The organism is Enterobacter sp. 200527-13, assembly GCF_027924865.1.
Classification (GTDB): domain Bacteria; phylum Pseudomonadota; class Gammaproteobacteria; order Enterobacterales; family Enterobacteriaceae; genus Enterobacter; species Enterobacter ludwigii.
In genome coordinates this window covers 25,495-41,261 of the sequence record NZ_BSCM01000011.1, presented here as the reverse complement: position 1 = coordinate 41,261, position 15,767 = coordinate 25,495, and the positions used below count along the sequence as shown (strand labels likewise).

The following is a 15,767-nucleotide window of genomic DNA, read 5'->3' as shown; positions in this document are numbered from 1 at the left end:
TTCCGTATCTGCGTTAATTTTGTTCAGCCACCAGAAGCGCGTGCGTATCCGGCTCCAGGGCCTTAAAGATATGCGGCTGGTCAGCGGGATAGCAAATGTAATCCCCCGGGCCAAGCTCTTCCGCCGCGTCGATCAGACCAACCAGCGCTCTACCCTGCGTCACAATAATATGCTCCACTGAGCCTGCCGGATGTGGCTGAGAAATGCGGTCGGCACCCGGCTGGGTGAGTAACAGGTAGATGTCACGACGCGCGCCCGGCGGGCACGCCGCCAGCAAAATGGCTTCATAGTTGGCCTGTCCGGCAACCACCTTCGTTCCTTCTCCACGGCGGATCACCTGAGTGGTCGGCTGCTGCGGTTCGAGCAAACGGGCAAAAGGAATGTCCAGCGCCACACAGAGTGACCAGAGCGTCTCCAGGCTGGGATTCCCGTTGCCGGACTCCAGCTGCGACAGCGTGGATTTAGCGATCCCGGCACGGCGCGCGATTTCCGCCAGTGAAAGTCCGGTTCGCAGGCGTTCTCGCACCAGACTTTTAGCGATCACGCTGATTGGCTGCGTCATAAAAACGGCCCCTTTGTTCTATAAATCGAACGAATCGTTCGTCTTGAAAAACGGTTCTGATGCGTTCATTATAATGGAAATACGTTCGATATGGCTAAAATTGTATGAAGCATCATCTCTCCACCCTGAAAGGCGACACGATAAAAGCAATCATCCTGGTGTGTCTCGCGGTAGGCGTCGTCGGGATGTCCTATGGCTCGCTGGCAATGGCCTACGGTTTCCCGGTCTGGGTCCCGTTTTTACTCTCCATTACCGTGCTGGCGGGTGCCTCTGAATTTATGTTTATCGGCATTGTGGCAAGCGGCGGTAACCCTCTGGCGGCGGCGGCTGCCGGATTACTGGTTAATGCACGTCATGTACCGTTTGGGGTGACGGTGCGTGAACTGGTGGGTAAACGTGGCCTGAGTTTTCTGGGTTGCCACATTATGAACGACGAAAGCGTGGTGTTCGGGTTGTCGCAAAAAACGCCCGAACAGCGTAAGGCGGCATACTGGTTATGCGGATTAGGCGTGGCGATCGTCTGGCCGCTGGGTACATTGCTGGGCACCATGGTTGGCAAACTGTTGCCGGACCTTGAAACCATCGGGCTGGATGCGGTATTCCCGGCGATTTTACTGGCGTTAGTGGTGCCGGCTTTTAAAAATCGCACCACCCTGATCCGCGCCTGCAGCGGTGCTGCGTTGTCACTGGCCGCCGTGCCGTTTGCCCCGGTGGGTTTACCGGTTTTGCTCTCTTTACTGGGTCTTGCTGCGAGGAAAAAATAATGGGGAATATGACGGTCTTTATTCTCGGTATCGCCCTTCTTTCTTTGGGAACCTATTTAATGCGTCTCGGCGGGGCAAAACTCGGCAACCGACTGGCGCTGACAGACCGCTCTCAGGCTCTGCTTTCAGATGCGGCAACGGTTTTGCTGTTTTCCGTCGCGCTGGCGACCACCTTCTATGAAGGTGAGCATTTTGCCGGTATGGCGCGCGTACTGGGCGTGGCGTTTGCAGTGTTTCTGGCATGGCGAAAAATGCCGTTAATTGTGGTGATCGTGGCGGCAGCGGTCGTGACTGCATTGCTGCGTCTGGCGGGTATCCAATAAAAAAAAGCGCCCCGGGGGCGCTCTTTCGACGGTGTGGCAGCTTATTTGTTCAGTTCAGCGGTCATGTGTACGCGGTTACCCGTAAACGCCTGGGTAATTTTGTAAGATGACGCGCCCGCTTCCTGAGCCTGTGCAGCAATTTTGGCTTCTGCACCATCAATGGTAGAGGCGGTTGCGGTCACAGTCTGTGCAGCGAAAGAACCGAAAGATGTAGCCAGAGCGATTACTGCGACAAAATTTTTGATGCTTTTCATGATATAAACCCTTTCAATTAGTCATTTGTTTAAGGCACCGTGCCTTGATGAGATAAATAGTAGACCTCATCATGAACAACTAAAAGCGGAAGGATTTGCTATTCTTTTTCAAATTTACTGATCAACTATTAATCGCTGCGGATGGGTATAAATCGTCGCCCTTCCCGGCTTACAGAACCCCACCAGCGTCAGGTTACAGCGCTCCGCCACTTCTACCGCCAGCGTGGTCGCGGCCGATACGGCAAAAAGGATTTCAACACCGCACATCGCCGACTTTTGCACCATCTCGTAGCTGGCGCGGCTGGAGACCAGTGCCGCCCCCTGCTGCCAGAGGTCGCTTTCACGCGCCCGGCGGCCCATCAGTTTATCCAGCGCCACATGGCGGCCGACATCCTCGTGCCCCCCGGCAATATCGCCCGATGGCAGAACCCATGCCGCCGCATGCGTGCATCCGCTCAGCTGGCCGACAGGTTGCACGTCATTCAGATGTTCAAGGGCATGGTCGAGATGGGCCAGATTGAAGGTCTGGGTAAACGGCAGAGGTGCGACAGGCTTACCGATATCATTGAGCTGCTCTACCCCGCAAACCCCGCATCCGGTACGCCCGGCCAGCGCGCGTCGCCGCTCTTTGAGCCCCATAAAGCGGCGGCTTGAGAGTTCGATTTGCACTTCAAGGCCGTTGCAGGCCTTCACCACATCCATACCGTAAATTTCTTGCGGGTGCTCAATGATGCCTTCCGAGAGGGAAAAGCCAATCGCGAACAGCTCCAGATCTTTCGGCGAGGCCATCATCACCACATGGGAAATACCGTTGTAAACCAGAGCAACGGGCACTTCCTCCGCCAGAAAATCAGGCGTGGTGTGGGTAATGTGGGGCGGTCTGTGTACCGACAGTTCCACGATACCGGCAGGCAGTGGCGACGGGTGGGTAACACGGTTTTGTTTAGACACAGCGGTATTCCTGAACAACCACGGAGGTGAGCCTGCTATTGCATCACAAACCACAGGCCATACGCATAGTATGGATCAACTTTTCAGCACCCATTCTCATCAAGTTTACCTACTCATTTGGGAGAGGCGCAACCGAGGCGGTGATACAGCCCTTTAACATGCCGGGGCAATAATGTGACTCGCGTCACACTTTATAATCAACACAGTGATAATACGTTCACTTTGTATTAACGCCATTGGAACAGGCGTACCGACATTGTGGTATTCTGATGATATCCCTCGTAGAACTGAGGGATTAACGCAAATTTTTCTCCTTTGCGGTCACCGTTCAACCGCGAAGTCAAAACTACATATGTAAGCAATGTCGAAACAAGGAGTGACCCATGCAGGTCAGCAGAAGGCAGTTCTTTAAGATCTGCGCTGGCGGTATGGCAGGCACCACGGCGGCGGCACTGGGTTTTGCACCCGGTGTAGCGCTGGCGGAGACGCGGCAATATAAACTGCTGCGCACCCGTGAAACCCGTAATACCTGTACGTACTGCTCTGTCGGTTGCGGGCTGTTGATGTATAGCCTCGGCGACGGTGCTAAAAACGCCAAAGCGTCTATCTTCCATATCGAAGGTGACCCGGACCATCCGGTCAACCGCGGCGCGCTGTGCCCGAAAGGTGCCGGCCTGGTTGACTTTATCCACTCCGAAAGCCGCCTGAAATTCCCTGAATATCGTGCGCCAGGTTCCGATAAATGGCAGCAAATCAGCTGGGAAGACGCATTTGACCGCATCGCTAAACTGATTAAAGAAGACCGCGATGCCAACTTTATTGCGAAGAACGCTGAAGGCGTCACCGTCAACCGCTGGCTCTCCACCGGGATGCTGTGTGCGTCTGCTTCCAGTAACGAAACCGGCTATTTAACCCAGAAATTTACGCGTGCACTCGGTATGCTCGCGGTCGACAACCAGGCGCGTGTCTGACACGGACCAACGGTAGCAAGTCTTGCTCCAACATTTGGTCGCGGTGCGATGACCAACCACTGGGTCGACATCAAGAACGCCAACCTTATTGTGGTGATGGGCGGTAACGCCGCTGAAGCGCACCCTGTCGGGTTCCGCTGGGCGATGGAAGCCAAAATCCACAACGGTGCGAAACTGATTGTGATCGATCCCCGCTTTACGCGTACTGCGTCAGTGGCGGATTTCTACACCCCTATTCGTTCAGGTACTGACATCACTTTCCTGTCAGGCGTATTGCTGTACCTGATGACCAACGAAAAATATAACCGCGAATACACCGAAGCCTATACCAACGCCAGCCTGATCGTGCGTGAGGATTACCACTTCGAAGATGGACTGTTCAGCGGTTATGACGCCGAAAAACGCAAATACGACAAGACCAGCTGGAACTATGAGCTGGACGAGAAAGGCTTTGCGAAGCGTGATACGACGCTGCAGCATCCGCGCTGCGTGTGGAACCTGCTGAAAGAGCACGTTTCCCGCTACACGCCGGACGTTGTCGAAAACATCTGTGGTACGCCGAAGGAAGACTTCCTGAAGGTGTGCGAGCTTATCGCCGAAACCAGCGCGAAAGACAAAACGGCGTCGTTCCTCTACGCGCTCGGCTGGACCCAACACTCTGTCGGCGCGCAGAACATCCGTACCATGGCGATGGTACAGCTGCTGCTCGGCAACATGGGGATGGCTGGCGGCGGCGTGAACGCCCTGCGTGGTCACTCCAACATTCAGGGTCTGACCGACCTTGGTCTGCTGTCTCAAAGCCTGCCAGGTTACATGAACCTGCCAAGCGAAAAACAGACCGACCTGCAAACCTACCTCACAGCCAGCACGCCTAAACCGCTGCTCGAAGGTCAGGTGAACTACTGGGGCAACTATCCGAAGTTCTTCGTCTCGATGATGAAAGCCTTCTTCGGTGACAAAGCGACAGCGGAAAACAGCTGGGGCTTTGACTGGCTGCCGAAGTGGGACAAAGGTTACGACGTTCTGCAGTACTTCGAGATGATGCATCAGGGCAAGGTGAATGGCTATCTGTGCCAGGGCTTTAACCCGGTCGCCTCATTCCCGAACAAGAACAAGGTGGTTGAATCGCTGTCGAAACTGAAGTTCCTGGTGACGATTGACCCACTCAACACCGAGACGTCGACCTTCTGGCAGAACCACGGTGAGTCGAATGACGTTGACCCATCGAAGATTCAGACTGAAGTGTTCCGTCTGCCTTCTACCTGCTTCGCGGAAGAGAACGGTTCCATCGTGAACTCCGGCCGCTGGCTGCAGTGGCACTGGAAAGGTGCGGACGCCCCGGGCATCGCCATGAACGACGGCGAGATCCTGGCCGGTATCTTCTTACGCCTGCGTAAGATGTATGCGGCAGAAGGCGGTGCAAACCCAGAACCGGTGCTGAACATGACCTGGAACTACTCGACGCCGGAAAACCCAGCGCCGGAAGAAGTGGCGATGGAGAGCAACGGTAAAGCGCTGGCAGATGTTATCGACCCGGCTACCGGGACGGTGCTGGCGAAGAAAGGCGATCAGCTCAGTACCTTCGCGCACCTGCGTGATGACGGCACGACCGCCAGTGGCTGCTGGATCTTTGCCGGTAGCTGGACGCCGAAAGGTAACCAGATGGCTAACCGCGATAATGCTGACCCGTCAGGCCTCGGCAATACGCTGGGCTGGGCCTGGGCATGGCCGCTAAACCGCCGCATTCTCTACAACCGTGCTTCCGCTGACCCGCAGGGTAATCCGTGGGATCCGAAGCGTCAGTTGCTGAAATGGGACGGCGCGAAATGGGGCGGTGTGGATATTCCGGACTACAGTACTGCCCCTCCAGGCAGCGATGTCGGGCCGTTTATCATGCAGCCTGAAGGGATGGGACGCCTGTTTGCTATCGATAAGATGGCGGAAGGGCCATTCCCGGAACACTACGAGCCGTTTGAGACGCCGCTGGGCACCAACCCGCTGCACCCGAACGTGGTCTCTAACCCGGCAGCCCGCATCTTTAAGGGCGATTTCGACGCGCTGGGTAAAAAAGACAAGTTCCCGTATGTGGGCACCACTTACCGTCTGACCGAACACTTCCACTACTGGACCAAGCACGCGCTGCTTAACGCTATCGCGCAGCCGGAACAGTTTGTGGAGATCGGCGAGAAGCTGGCGAACAAGCTCGGCATTTCCCATGGCGATACCGTGAAGGTCTCTTCTAACCGTGGCTACATCAAGGCCAAGGCGGTGGTGACCAAGCGTATTCGCACGCTGAACGTTCACGGTCAGCAGGTGGATACCATCGGTATTCCGATTCACTGGGGTTATGAGGGCGTGGCGAAGAAAGGGTTCATTGCGAACACCCTGACGCCGTTCGTCGGTGATGCGAACACGCAGACACCGGAGTTTAAGGCCTTCCTCGTGAACGTGGAAAAGGTGTAACGGAGACGACTTATGGCTTATCAATCTCAAGACATTATCCGTCGTTCCGCGACTAACGGTTTCACGCCCGCGCCTCAGGCGCGGGACCACCAGCAGGAAGTGGCGAAGCTTATCGACGTGACCACCTGTATCGGCTGTAAAGCCTGCCAGGTGGCCTGTTCTGAGTGGAACGACCTCCGTGATGAAGTGGGTCACAACGTCGGGGTGTACGACAACCCGGCTGACCTGACCGCCAAGTCCTGGACGGTGATGCGTTTCTCGGAAGTGGAACAGAACGACAAACTGGAGTGGCTTATCCGCAAAGACGGCTGTATGCACTGTGCGGATCCGGGCTGCCTGAAGGCATGTCCGTCAGAAGGGGCTATCATTCAGTATGCTAACGGTATCGTCGACTTCCAGTCCGAGCAGTGCATTGGCTGCGGCTACTGCATAGCGGGCTGCCCGTTCGATGTCCCTCGCATGAACCCGGAAGACAACCGCGTCTACAAATGCACGCTGTGCGTAGACCGCGTAAACGTCGGCCAGGAGCCTGCGTGCGTGAAAACCTGTCCGACGGGCGCTATCCACTTTGGTTCCAAAGAGGATATGAAAACGCTGGCGGCTGAACGCGTGGGCGAACTGAAAACCCGTGGCTACGACAACGCAGGCCTGTACGATCCGGCCGGCGTGGGCGGCACGCACGTGATGTATGTGCTGCACCACGCAGACAAGCCGAATCTGTATCACGGCCTGCCGGAGAACCCGGAAATCAGCGCGACCGTGAAGTTCTGGAAAGGCATCTGGAAACCGCTGGCAGCGGTGGGTTTTGCTGCCACCTTCGCAGCGAGCATCTTCCACTATGTTGGTGTCGGTCCGAACCGCGCGGAAGAGGAAGACGACAACCTGCATGAAGAGAAAGACGAGGTGCGCAAATGAAAAAACGTGACACCATCGTGCGCTATACCGCGCCGGAACGCATTAACCACTGGGTCACCGCCTTCTGCTTCATGCTGGCGGCGATAAGCGGGCTGGGGTTCTTCTTCCCCTCCTTCAACTGGCTGATGCAGATCATGGGGACACCACAGCTGGCGCGTATACTGCACCCGTTTGTTGGCGTCATCATGTTCGCGTCGTTCATCATCATGTTTTTCCGATACTGGCACCATAACCTAATCAATCGGGATGATATCTTTTGGGCGAAGAATATTCGTAAGATCGTCGTCAACGAGGAAGTGGGTGATACCGGGCGTTATAACTTCGGCCAGAAGTGCGTATTCTGGGCGGCGATTATCTTCCTGGTCCTGTTGCTGGTGAGCGGCGTGATCATCTGGCGTCCGTATTTTGCGCCTGCTTTCTCAATCCCAGTGATCCGATTCGCGCTGATGCTGCATTCATTTGCCGCAGTGGCGTTAATTGTGGTTATCATGGTGCATATTTACGCCGCCCTCTGGGTTAAAGGCACCATTACCGCGATGGTGGAAGGCTGGGTAACCAGTACGTGGGCGAAGAAACATCACCCGCGCTGGTACCGAGAGGTCCGCCAGAAACAGGAAAAGTCATCTGAATGAGTATTCGCATAATCCCGCAAGATGAGCTGGGTTCGAGCGAGAAACGCACGGCGGATTATATTCCGCCGTTGTTATTCCCCAGACTCAAGAACCTCTATAACCGCCGCGCAGAGCGTCTGCGCGAGCTGGCAGAGAACAACCCACTGGGCGATTTTCTGCGTTTTGCCGCGCTGGTTGCCCATGCGCAGGAAGTGGTGCTGTACGACCACCCGCTGCAAATTGACCTGACCGCGCGCATCAAAGAGGCCAGCGAGCAGGGTAAGCCTCCGCTGGATATCCACGTTCTGCCGCGCGATAAGCACTGGCATACGCTACTGCACTCCCTGATTGCCGAGCTGAAACCCGAGATGAGCGGTACCGCGCTGGCGGTCATTGAGAATCTGGAAAAAGCCTCCGATCAGGAGCTGGAAGAGATGGCGAGCGCGCTGTTTGCGTCCGATTTCTCCCTGGTCAGCAGCGACAAAGCGCCGTTCATCTGGGCGGCGTTGTCGCTTTACTGGGCGCAAATGGCCAGCCTGATCCCGGGTAAAGCCCGCGCCGAATACGGCGAAGCGCGTCAATTCTGCCCGGTATGCGGCTCAATGCCGGTGTCCAGCATGGTGCAGATCGGTACCACTCAGGGGCTGCGTTATCTGCACTGCAACCTGTGTGAAACCGAGTGGCACGTGGTGCGCATTAAATGCAGCAACTGCGAGCAGACGCGCGATCTCAACTACTGGTCGCTGGAAAATGAAGACGCGGCGGTCAAAGCTGAAAGCTGCGGTGACTGCGGTACCTACCTGAAGATCCTTTATCAGGAAAAAGACCCGAAAGTCGAAGCCGTCGCCGACGATCTCGCCTCGCTGATTCTGGACGCCAAAATGGAGCAAGAGGGCTTTGCCCGCAGCTCTATTAACCCGTTCCTGTTCCCGGGTGAAGGGGAGTAATCCCCACTCACAGTGCCGGGCAACGTTGGTTTGCCCGGCCTGTATCTGGTTGACTGAAACATCCTCGCCTTCCTCTCGCATATCTTCCAGCATCACTGTGCAGGCAAACTACACGTGCGTTATTCAGGACTAAAGCCAAATTTAACATCCATGCTTACTTTTGCGAGCCGCTTTCCAGAATCGTTTTCAGCCTCATTTTCCCTGTTTCACTCGACAGCAAACTGAGTTATAACACTGTATATTCATACAGATTAAAGGGACCCACATGGCACTCGAAAAAGGGATTGATACGCTGGTTCAGGCGTTCATCGCAGCAGGACGCCCTTCTGCGCGTAGCCAAAGTATTGATGACCGGAGAGCAGGCTATATTGCCAGCACGGCGCTTGCCGGTGAGACAGAAACGCGCGTTGACGTAGAAACGCTGAACCTCGAAGGCATCACATATCGCGTCTTCTCTCCGCCAGATGCTGCTGAAAAGCTGCCGACCGTTATCTACTACCACGGGGGATGCTTTATCAGCGGCGGCTTCGATACTCACGATAATCAACTGCGCCAGTTAGCGTTTTATGGCAACTGCCGCGTCATTGCGATCCAGTACAGACTTGCTCCTGAACATACCTACCCTGCCGCCCATGATGATGCAGAAAGAGGCGCACATCTGATCTGGCAATACGCGGATATGTTTGGCGTGGATAAAAACCGTATCACCCTGTGCGGGGACAGCGCGGGAGGCCATCTGGCACTGGTGACGGCCCTGCGGCTCACGTCTTCCGGACTCTGGCAGCCTGCGCAGCTCATTCTTATCTACCCGATGCTGGATGCCACGGCCTCTTTTGAAAGTTATACCCGTAACGGCGCGGATTACGTCATCACCCGCGATACGCTGCTGAGCGGATATGAGCTCTATCTGGCCAACACGGAACGCCAGCATCCTGAAGCGAGCCCGCTCTGGCGAAAGGATTTTAGCGGCCTGCCTCCCGTGCACATCATTACTGCCGAGTTTGATCCGCTTTGCGACGAAGGTGAAGCGCTATATCAGCGCCTGACTGAGCAAGGCGTCACGTGTACGGCTCAGCGGTGGCTGGGGGTTATCCATGGATTTTTCCAGCTTGGTGGGGTCAGCCCGTCTGCGCGCGATCTTCTGAGGGATATTGCCAGACGGATCGGCGCGGGGAATTAGCCCGGCAATCATGCCGGGACGACGGAGTCTACTCTTCTTCGTTTCCACCCTCTTCAAACGCGCCAAACGGCTTCGCAGGAAGAACGATGTAGGTACCTTCAAAGACAGCACCCGGCGTTTCATCGCCGAACAGCTCAACGCGCATCTGTACGCGCGCTTTACGCCCGCGCGCCAGGCGGTCGAGATCGCCACCAAGTGCGCCAAGATCGGCAACGGCGCTCGGCTTACCACTGATCGGCGCGCTGTAACGTATATGGGCATCGGCCAGAATAATGGTGCCGCCAAGATGGCGTTCGCGGAGCATCAGCCAGATAAGCCCCCAGCCGGTCAGCGTGGCAAGTGAAAACAGGCTGCCGGCAAACAGGGTGTGATGGGGGTTCTGATTGCCGATTTCCGGCATGGTGGTAATGAATTTTTGCCCGGTGTACTGCTGAATACGCACGCCCATTTTTTCACTCAGGGGAATGTGCTGATACCAGGCCTGCTGGAGCTGCCCACACCAGTCGGCGCGATGGAGAATATCATCCAGCGTAGCGATGGGTTTGATCATCAAAAAGTGACGAATCGGCGTGGTTTGCGGGGCGGTGATTTCCCCCTGGTTAACAAAACCGAGTTTGGCGAAGAATTCGACGGCGTCTTCGCGGGCACTACAGGTGACGCGCTTAACCCCTTCCTGACGGGCGACGGACTCAAGGGTCATCGCCATCAAGGTGCCGAGGCCTTTATCCTGCACGGAAGGATGAACCGCCATAAAGCGGATTGAAGCTTCGTTATCGGCATTGATGTACAAACGCCCGACGGCGACGAGGTTACCCTCTTCGTCCATCACCATCTGGTGATGGGCCATCGCATCCCAGGCGTCGCGCTCAGACCCTTTTGGCTGATGTAATGGCTTGCGTAACATTTCCCAGCGGAACTGGTAATAGGCTTCTAACTCTTCTTCCGTTTGCGGTACTCGAAGGTGATACATAGCTGTACTCTCTCTTGTTACCCGCGGCCACGCCGCCAGTTGGCTCATACCTGGAGCCAGAATGTGACGGGGCCATCGTTCACCAGCGATACCTGCATATCTGCAGCGAATCGTCCGGTTTGCGTATTCATGTCCTGTTGACGACAACGCGCCACAAAGTACTCGTAAAGGGCTTCTGCACGATCCGGTGCGGCACCTTTAGAGAAACCCGGGCGCATGCCGCGCTCGGTATCGGCCGCCAGCGTAAACTGGGAGACCACCAGCACGCTGCCACCCGCCTGCTGAACGTTCAGGTTCATCTTACCTTCCGCATCGCTGAAAATGCGGTAGCCCAGCACGCGCTCGCACAAGCGGTTGGCTTTCTGTTCGTCATCATCCTTTTCGACACCTAACAACACTAAAAGTCCTGGGCCAATTTCACCCGTCACCTCTCCCTCCACGGTGACGCTGGCACGGGTTACGCGCTGTATCAATGCAATCATGGTTGGTCTGCTTCTTGTTGTTTTTCAGCTTCTGCTGCTTTTTTAAGTTCGCGGTATACGCCGAGAGTGACAGTTATTTCGGCACCAAGCAAGACGATACACCAGGTCCAGTAGACCCAGACAAATAAAATGGGGATCACCGCCAGCACGCCGTAAATCAGCTGATAAGACGGGAACATGGTGATGTAAAGGGCAAACCCTTTTTTGCCCAGTTCAAAGAGCAATGCCGCGACCAGCGCGCCCACGACCGCATCGCGGTTAGGCACGCGCGTGGTCGGTACCACGCTGTACAGCAGCCAGAAAGAGAGCCACGATAAAATCAGCGGGAAGATACGCAACAGGTTATCGATAACGCCGTTGAGATCGCTGGCCCAGCGCAGCGAAAGCAGATACGAACTGATAGCCAGACTCGCACCGGCCAGCAAGGGCCCCAGCGTTAAGATCATCCAGTACACCGCAAAGGAATAAACCTTGGGCCGCGCCTTTTTACTCCGCCAGATGGCATTCAGCGCGTTATCTATGGCGTACATCAATAACAGCGCCGTGACGATCAGGCCGCACGCCCCGACCGCCGTCATTTTGCTGGAGTTAGCGACAAACTGTTCAATGTAGTTCTGTATGACATCCCCGGTGGCGGGAATAAAATTCGCAAAGACAAAGTGGCGAAGCTGCAGGCTGACATCTGCAAACATTGGAAAAGCGGAAAATAGCGCAAAAATGACGGCCACCAGCGGCACAAGCGAGAGCAATGACACGTAGGCGAGGTTACCCGCCAGCGTGGTCATGTTGTCCTCATCAATGCGATGCCAGAGCAGTTTCAGCCACGCCCTGAGCGGACGAGTATGATGCGTGGCTTTTTGATGAACGGTTTTTAGCATAACTGCTTCGCAAAATAGTTTGGTATCGTCTCCTTTCCGGTCACCAGAATTGACGTGATACCCAACTGGTTAGCTCCCTCTATATTATCGGCATTGTCGTCGAAAAAGACCGCATCGGCCGCGGTGAATCCTTCCGCCTGCAGAACCGCCTGATAGATACGCGCTTCGGGTTTACGCATCCCCATCTCCTGGGAGAGGTAGATTTTATCGGCCGCCGCCTGCACCTCAGGATACTCGTCAGGCCAGAACGTGGTATGCAGACGGTTAGTATTCGACAGCACCACAACCCGATGCCCCTGCTCGCGGAGTTTATGCATAATGGCGATCACGTCCGGGCGGATCGCGACGAACACTGCCTGCCAGCCATGGGAAAACTGCTCGTAACTTAACGGCACATCCATTTCATGACACAGACGTTCAGCAAATTCTTCATCGCTAATTTCGCCGCGCTCGTGCTGATGGAAGGTCTCGCCCATGGCGAAACTCTGCTTTAACGTCGCCAGCGGGACACGGCTAAAGTCGCTCCATGCGCCCAGCACCCGATTAAAATCGATATCGACGATTACATTTCCTAAGTCAAAGATATAAAGCATTTTTTATCTCCTGCTCGCCGTGGAAAAGTAACTGTAGCGGGAAAGATAAGGTTTGGCTATGCGCCAGATTCAGCTTACAGAAAGGAAAGGCCCGAGCCTGAATATCGGGCCATTAAGAAGGGTTAGCCTGCCTGCTGTTCGTCGCCTGAATTCACCTCAACGACTTCAACCTTGCTGGATTTGAGATGATTGTGCAGCGCAGATCCCGGTAGCTCATCGGTGAAGAGCGCGGTTGCCTGCGACACGTTACCAATTTCAACGGCAGCAGAGGCGTGGTATTTCGTATGATCGGCCGCCAGTAAAATATGTCGCGCGTGGGCCATCATGGTTTTCACCACGCTGGCTTCATTAACGTCAAACTCCATCATCGCGCCGTCGTGTTCAATTGCTCCGACGCTGGTCACCAGGTAATCGGCACGGAAGCCTGACACGAACGCCGTCGCTGCAGGCCCGATAATGCCTCCGTTATGCGGACGCAGCGTACCGCCGGGCACCATCACTTCAAAGCGCGGGTTCTTATACAGAATATGCGCCACCCGCAGGCTGTTGGTGATGATGCGCAGATGATTATGGTTGAGCAGCGCCCGGGCAACGTGCTCCACCGTCGTCCCGATAGTAATGAAGATGGTTGAACCATCGGGAATGTAGTCGGCAATCGCTTCGGCAATGGCCCGCTTCTCTTCGGTCAAGGAGACTTCACGTTGCTCAAACGCGGTGTTCACCACGCTGGATGCCCTGCCCGCGCCGCCATGATGACGCGTGATCAGCCCCTGCTCACTCAGCTTGCGGATATCCCGGCGCACGGTTTGCGTTGAGACGTCCAGCAGTTGCGCCAGTTCATCAATGTTCATATAGCCGCGGTCAGCAATCAACGTAAGCAGTTGATCGTGCCGCGGGTTGCCGGTCAGTTCGGTAAGGCTCATGGGCTGTCCTCTGAAAACCATCACGCCCCGCATTTTATACAAAAAGTGACAAAAAAGAGCGGGTTTGATCACAGTCAGGTATACCCGCCCGTCCGCCAGGCCGGGTACATTTCAGTGCCGCAACCGCGCTCGCGAAACGTACCGCGTCTGGTGACGCCCCCTGCTGCGCCAGACTCACCGCCAGCGCGCCGTGAAAGACATCCCCTGCACCTGTGGTATCCACCACGTCGACCGCAAATCCCGGCTGATGACGAAGCGCGCCCTGCTCCAGCCAGTAACACCCTTCACGCCCTTGCGTGACGTAGACATGTCCATTTGTGAGCGTTTGTGCTTTTCTCAGTGCGTTTTCCGTATCGTCCAGCTGGCTTAAACGCCGCAAACCCGGCGCGGAGAAGGCCGCGTGATCGCTTAAGGCGACCAGCTCAGCAATGTCCTGCGGGGTGACATCGGCATCAAGCAGCGTGCTGACGCCCTGCTGGCGGGCAAGGGTGAACGCCTGTTTAGCCCCTTCGTGCCAGCGCACGTCGGCTAATACGATATCCCATTGCGAAAAGTCGATATCCTGCAGCCATGCCGCCGTAGCCGGGAGATCGGGGCTGGGGTAGTTAGCAATGACACGCTCCCCGTGACCATCCACCAGCACGGCCGATTGCGATGAACGGGCTCCTTTCACCCTCCGCGTATAGCGCGTGTTTACCCCCAGGGACTCCAGCTCCGCGAGCAGTCTTCTGCCGGTATCGTCATCACCCACCCGGCCAATAAAGTCCACCTCAGCCCCCAGTTTCGCTGCCGCCACCGCCGCAGTCGCCGCAGGACCGCCGCCCACCTCCGTATAGTCTTTTGCGACATATTTGCCACCTTCTTTCGGTAAATCATCGAGATACCAGATGCGATCCAGCACGGTAATGCCGACACAAACGATGCGAGTCATGGTGATTCCTTCTGCGTTTTCTGATGCTCTCATTTTAATTTCACGAAATGTTTAAAAAGTGACCCCTGTCAATTTTTTGACTATAAATTACAAATACGATCAAAAACAGACAACACAAACGCTCAATAATTGACACGATGTGACAGGAGAGAAGCATGTCAGCAATTGCCTTTATCGGGTTAGGACAGATGGGTGCGCCCATGGCAACGAATCTGCTTAAACAGGGCCACCAGCTTCACGTTTTTGATGTAAACCCGCAGGCGATACAGGCTCTGGTGGCGCGTGGAGCCCGGGCTGCAGCCACGCCTGCACAGGCAGTAAAGGAGGCCGAATTTGTCATCACCATGCTGCCAAACGGAGACCTGGTTCGCACAGTATTGTTTGGTGAGCAGGGCGTCTGCGAAGGGTTATCCCGCGAAGCGCTGGTCATTGATATGTCCACCATTCACCCGCTACAGACCGATGCCCTGATCCGCGACATGGCTGAACGTGGTTTCAGCATGATGGATGTGCCTGTCGGACGCACATCGGACCATGCCGTCGCCGGAACATTACTCCTTCTGGCTGGCGGCAGCGCGCAGCAGGTTGAACGAGCCACGCCGGTGTTGATGGCGATGGGCAATGAACTGATAAACGCAGGTGGGCCAGGCATGGGCATCCGCGTGAAGCTTATTAACAACTACATGAGCATTGCCCTGAACGCGCTGTCCGCTGAAGCCGCCGTGCTGTGTGAAGCCCTCGGCCTCTCTTTCGATGTGGCGCTCAGCGTTATGAGCGGTACGCCAGCAGGCAAAGGCCACTTCACCACCTCATGGCCTAACAAGGTGCTCAAAGGCGATCTTACACCGGCCTTTATGATCGACCTCGCGCATAAAGATCTGGGGATCGCGCTGGACGTGGCAAACCAGCTCCACGTCCCGATGCCGCTGGGCGCAGCCTCCCGTGAAGTCTACAACCAGGCGCGAGCCGCCGGACGCGGGCGCGAAGACTGGACAGCCATTCTTGAACAGGTTCGCGCATCCGCCGGGCTGAAAAAAATACACTGATAC

At 55.8% G+C, this 15,767-nt stretch carries 17 protein-coding genes; 8 read left to right on the top strand and 9 right to left on the bottom strand.

What is annotated here, in order from left to right:
* Positions 1–13: 13 nt before the first annotated feature.
* Positions 14–562: a helix-turn-helix domain-containing protein gene (locus QMG44_RS22145; RefSeq protein ID WP_014172225.1), complete on the bottom strand. Its 549-nt coding sequence runs from the start codon at positions 560–562 to the stop codon at positions 14–16.
* Positions 563–666: 104 nt separating this feature from the next.
* On the opposite strand from QMG44_RS22145, the gene QMG44_RS22140 reads away from it, so the two are divergent.
* Positions 667–1,326 (top strand): AzlC family ABC transporter permease, encoded by a 660-nt coding sequence (locus tag QMG44_RS22140; RefSeq protein ID WP_014172226.1) that lies wholly within the window; start codon positions 667–669, stop codon positions 1,324–1,326.
* Entirely contained in the window at positions 1,326–1,649 is a 324-nt protein-coding gene (locus QMG44_RS22135) for an AzlD domain-containing protein (protein WP_086533031.1), read from the top strand. The genes QMG44_RS22140 and QMG44_RS22135 overlap by 1 nt, the downstream gene beginning before the upstream one ends.
* Before the next feature lie 41 nt (positions 1,650–1,690).
* Here QMG44_RS22135 and QMG44_RS22130 read toward each other — a convergent pair whose 3' ends face one another.
* Together QMG44_RS22130 and fdhD are read right to left on the bottom strand one after the other, a co-directional pair.
* The gene (locus QMG44_RS22130; RefSeq protein ID WP_086533032.1) at positions 1,691–1,903 is read right to left on the bottom strand and encodes a DUF1471 domain-containing protein; all 213 of its coding nucleotides are present in this window, start codon (positions 1,901–1,903) and stop codon (positions 1,691–1,693) included.
* A gap of 114 nt (positions 1,904–2,017) precedes the next feature.
* Entirely contained in the window at positions 2,018–2,854 is an 837-nt protein-coding gene (fdhD, locus tag QMG44_RS22125; protein WP_086533033.1) for a formate dehydrogenase accessory sulfurtransferase FdhD, read from the bottom strand.
* A 383-nt stretch (positions 2,855–3,237) separates the two neighbouring features.
* Here fdhD and fdnG point away from each other — a divergent pair, with 383 nt between their 5' ends.
* The 5 genes from fdnG (at position 3,238) to QMG44_RS22100 (ending at position 9,941) form a co-directional block, all read left to right on the top strand.
* The gene (gene fdnG, locus QMG44_RS22120; RefSeq protein ID WP_165764065.1) at positions 3,238–6,288 is read left to right on the top strand and encodes a formate dehydrogenase-N subunit alpha; all 3,051 of its coding nucleotides are present in this window, start codon (positions 3,238–3,240) and stop codon (positions 6,286–6,288) included.
* A gap of 12 nt (positions 6,289–6,300) precedes the next feature.
* The gene (gene fdxH, locus QMG44_RS22115; RefSeq protein ID WP_014172231.1) at positions 6,301–7,203 is read left to right on the top strand and encodes a formate dehydrogenase subunit beta; all 903 of its coding nucleotides are present in this window, start codon (positions 6,301–6,303) and stop codon (positions 7,201–7,203) included.
* On the top strand, positions 7,200–7,835 hold the full coding sequence (fdoI, locus tag QMG44_RS22110) for a formate dehydrogenase cytochrome b556 subunit (protein ID WP_014172232.1): 636 nt from the start codon (positions 7,200–7,202) through the stop codon (positions 7,833–7,835). Before fdxH ends, fdoI begins: the two co-directional genes overlap by 4 nt.
* Complete coding sequence (gene fdhE, locus QMG44_RS22105) at positions 7,832–8,761, top strand: formate dehydrogenase accessory protein FdhE (RefSeq protein ID WP_014172233.1); 930 nt, start codon at positions 7,832–7,834, stop codon at positions 8,759–8,761. The genes fdoI and fdhE overlap by 4 nt, the downstream gene beginning before the upstream one ends.
* A 265-nt stretch (positions 8,762–9,026) precedes the next feature.
* A complete protein-coding gene (locus tag QMG44_RS22100) occupies positions 9,027–9,941 on the top strand; it encodes an alpha/beta hydrolase (RefSeq protein ID WP_086533035.1) in 915 nt (304 codons plus the stop codon).
* Between the two features lie 28 nt (positions 9,942–9,969).
* Here QMG44_RS22100 and fabY read toward each other — a convergent pair whose 3' ends face one another.
* The 6 genes from fabY to QMG44_RS22070 form a co-directional block, all read right to left on the bottom strand.
* On the bottom strand, positions 9,970–10,911 hold the full coding sequence (gene fabY, locus QMG44_RS22095; RefSeq protein WP_020883976.1) for a fatty acid biosynthesis protein FabY: 942 nt from the start codon (positions 10,909–10,911) through the stop codon (positions 9,970–9,972).
* Positions 10,912–10,955: 44 nt separating this feature from the next.
* Positions 10,956–11,393: a D-aminoacyl-tRNA deacylase gene (dtd, locus tag QMG44_RS22090; RefSeq protein WP_020883977.1), complete on the bottom strand. Its 438-nt coding sequence runs from the start codon at positions 11,391–11,393 to the stop codon at positions 10,956–10,958.
* Positions 11,390–12,271, bottom strand: a complete 882-nt coding sequence (locus QMG44_RS22085) for a virulence factor BrkB family protein (protein WP_014172237.1) — start codon at positions 12,269–12,271, stop codon at positions 11,390–11,392. The genes dtd and QMG44_RS22085 overlap by 4 nt, the downstream gene beginning before the upstream one ends.
* A complete protein-coding gene (gene yihX, locus QMG44_RS22080) occupies positions 12,265–12,864 on the bottom strand; it encodes a glucose-1-phosphatase (RefSeq protein WP_014172238.1) in 600 nt (199 codons plus the stop codon). Before yihX ends, QMG44_RS22085 begins: the two co-directional genes overlap by 7 nt.
* Before the next feature lie 122 nt (positions 12,865–12,986).
* Positions 12,987–13,787, bottom strand: a complete 801-nt coding sequence (locus QMG44_RS22075; protein ID WP_032679260.1) for a DeoR/GlpR family DNA-binding transcription regulator — start codon at positions 13,785–13,787, stop codon at positions 12,987–12,989.
* A 34-nt stretch (positions 13,788–13,821) separates the two neighbouring features.
* On the bottom strand, positions 13,822–14,718 hold the full coding sequence (locus QMG44_RS22070; RefSeq protein ID WP_086533036.1) for a sugar kinase: 897 nt from the start codon (positions 14,716–14,718) through the stop codon (positions 13,822–13,824).
* 155 nt (positions 14,719–14,873) lie between these two features.
* On the opposite strand from QMG44_RS22070, the gene yihU reads away from it, so the two are divergent.
* Positions 14,874–15,764, top strand: a complete 891-nt coding sequence (gene yihU / locus QMG44_RS22065) for a sulfolactaldehyde 3-reductase (RefSeq protein WP_281853276.1) — start codon at positions 14,874–14,876, stop codon at positions 15,762–15,764.
* The last annotated feature ends 3 nt before the right edge of the window (positions 15,765–15,767 follow it).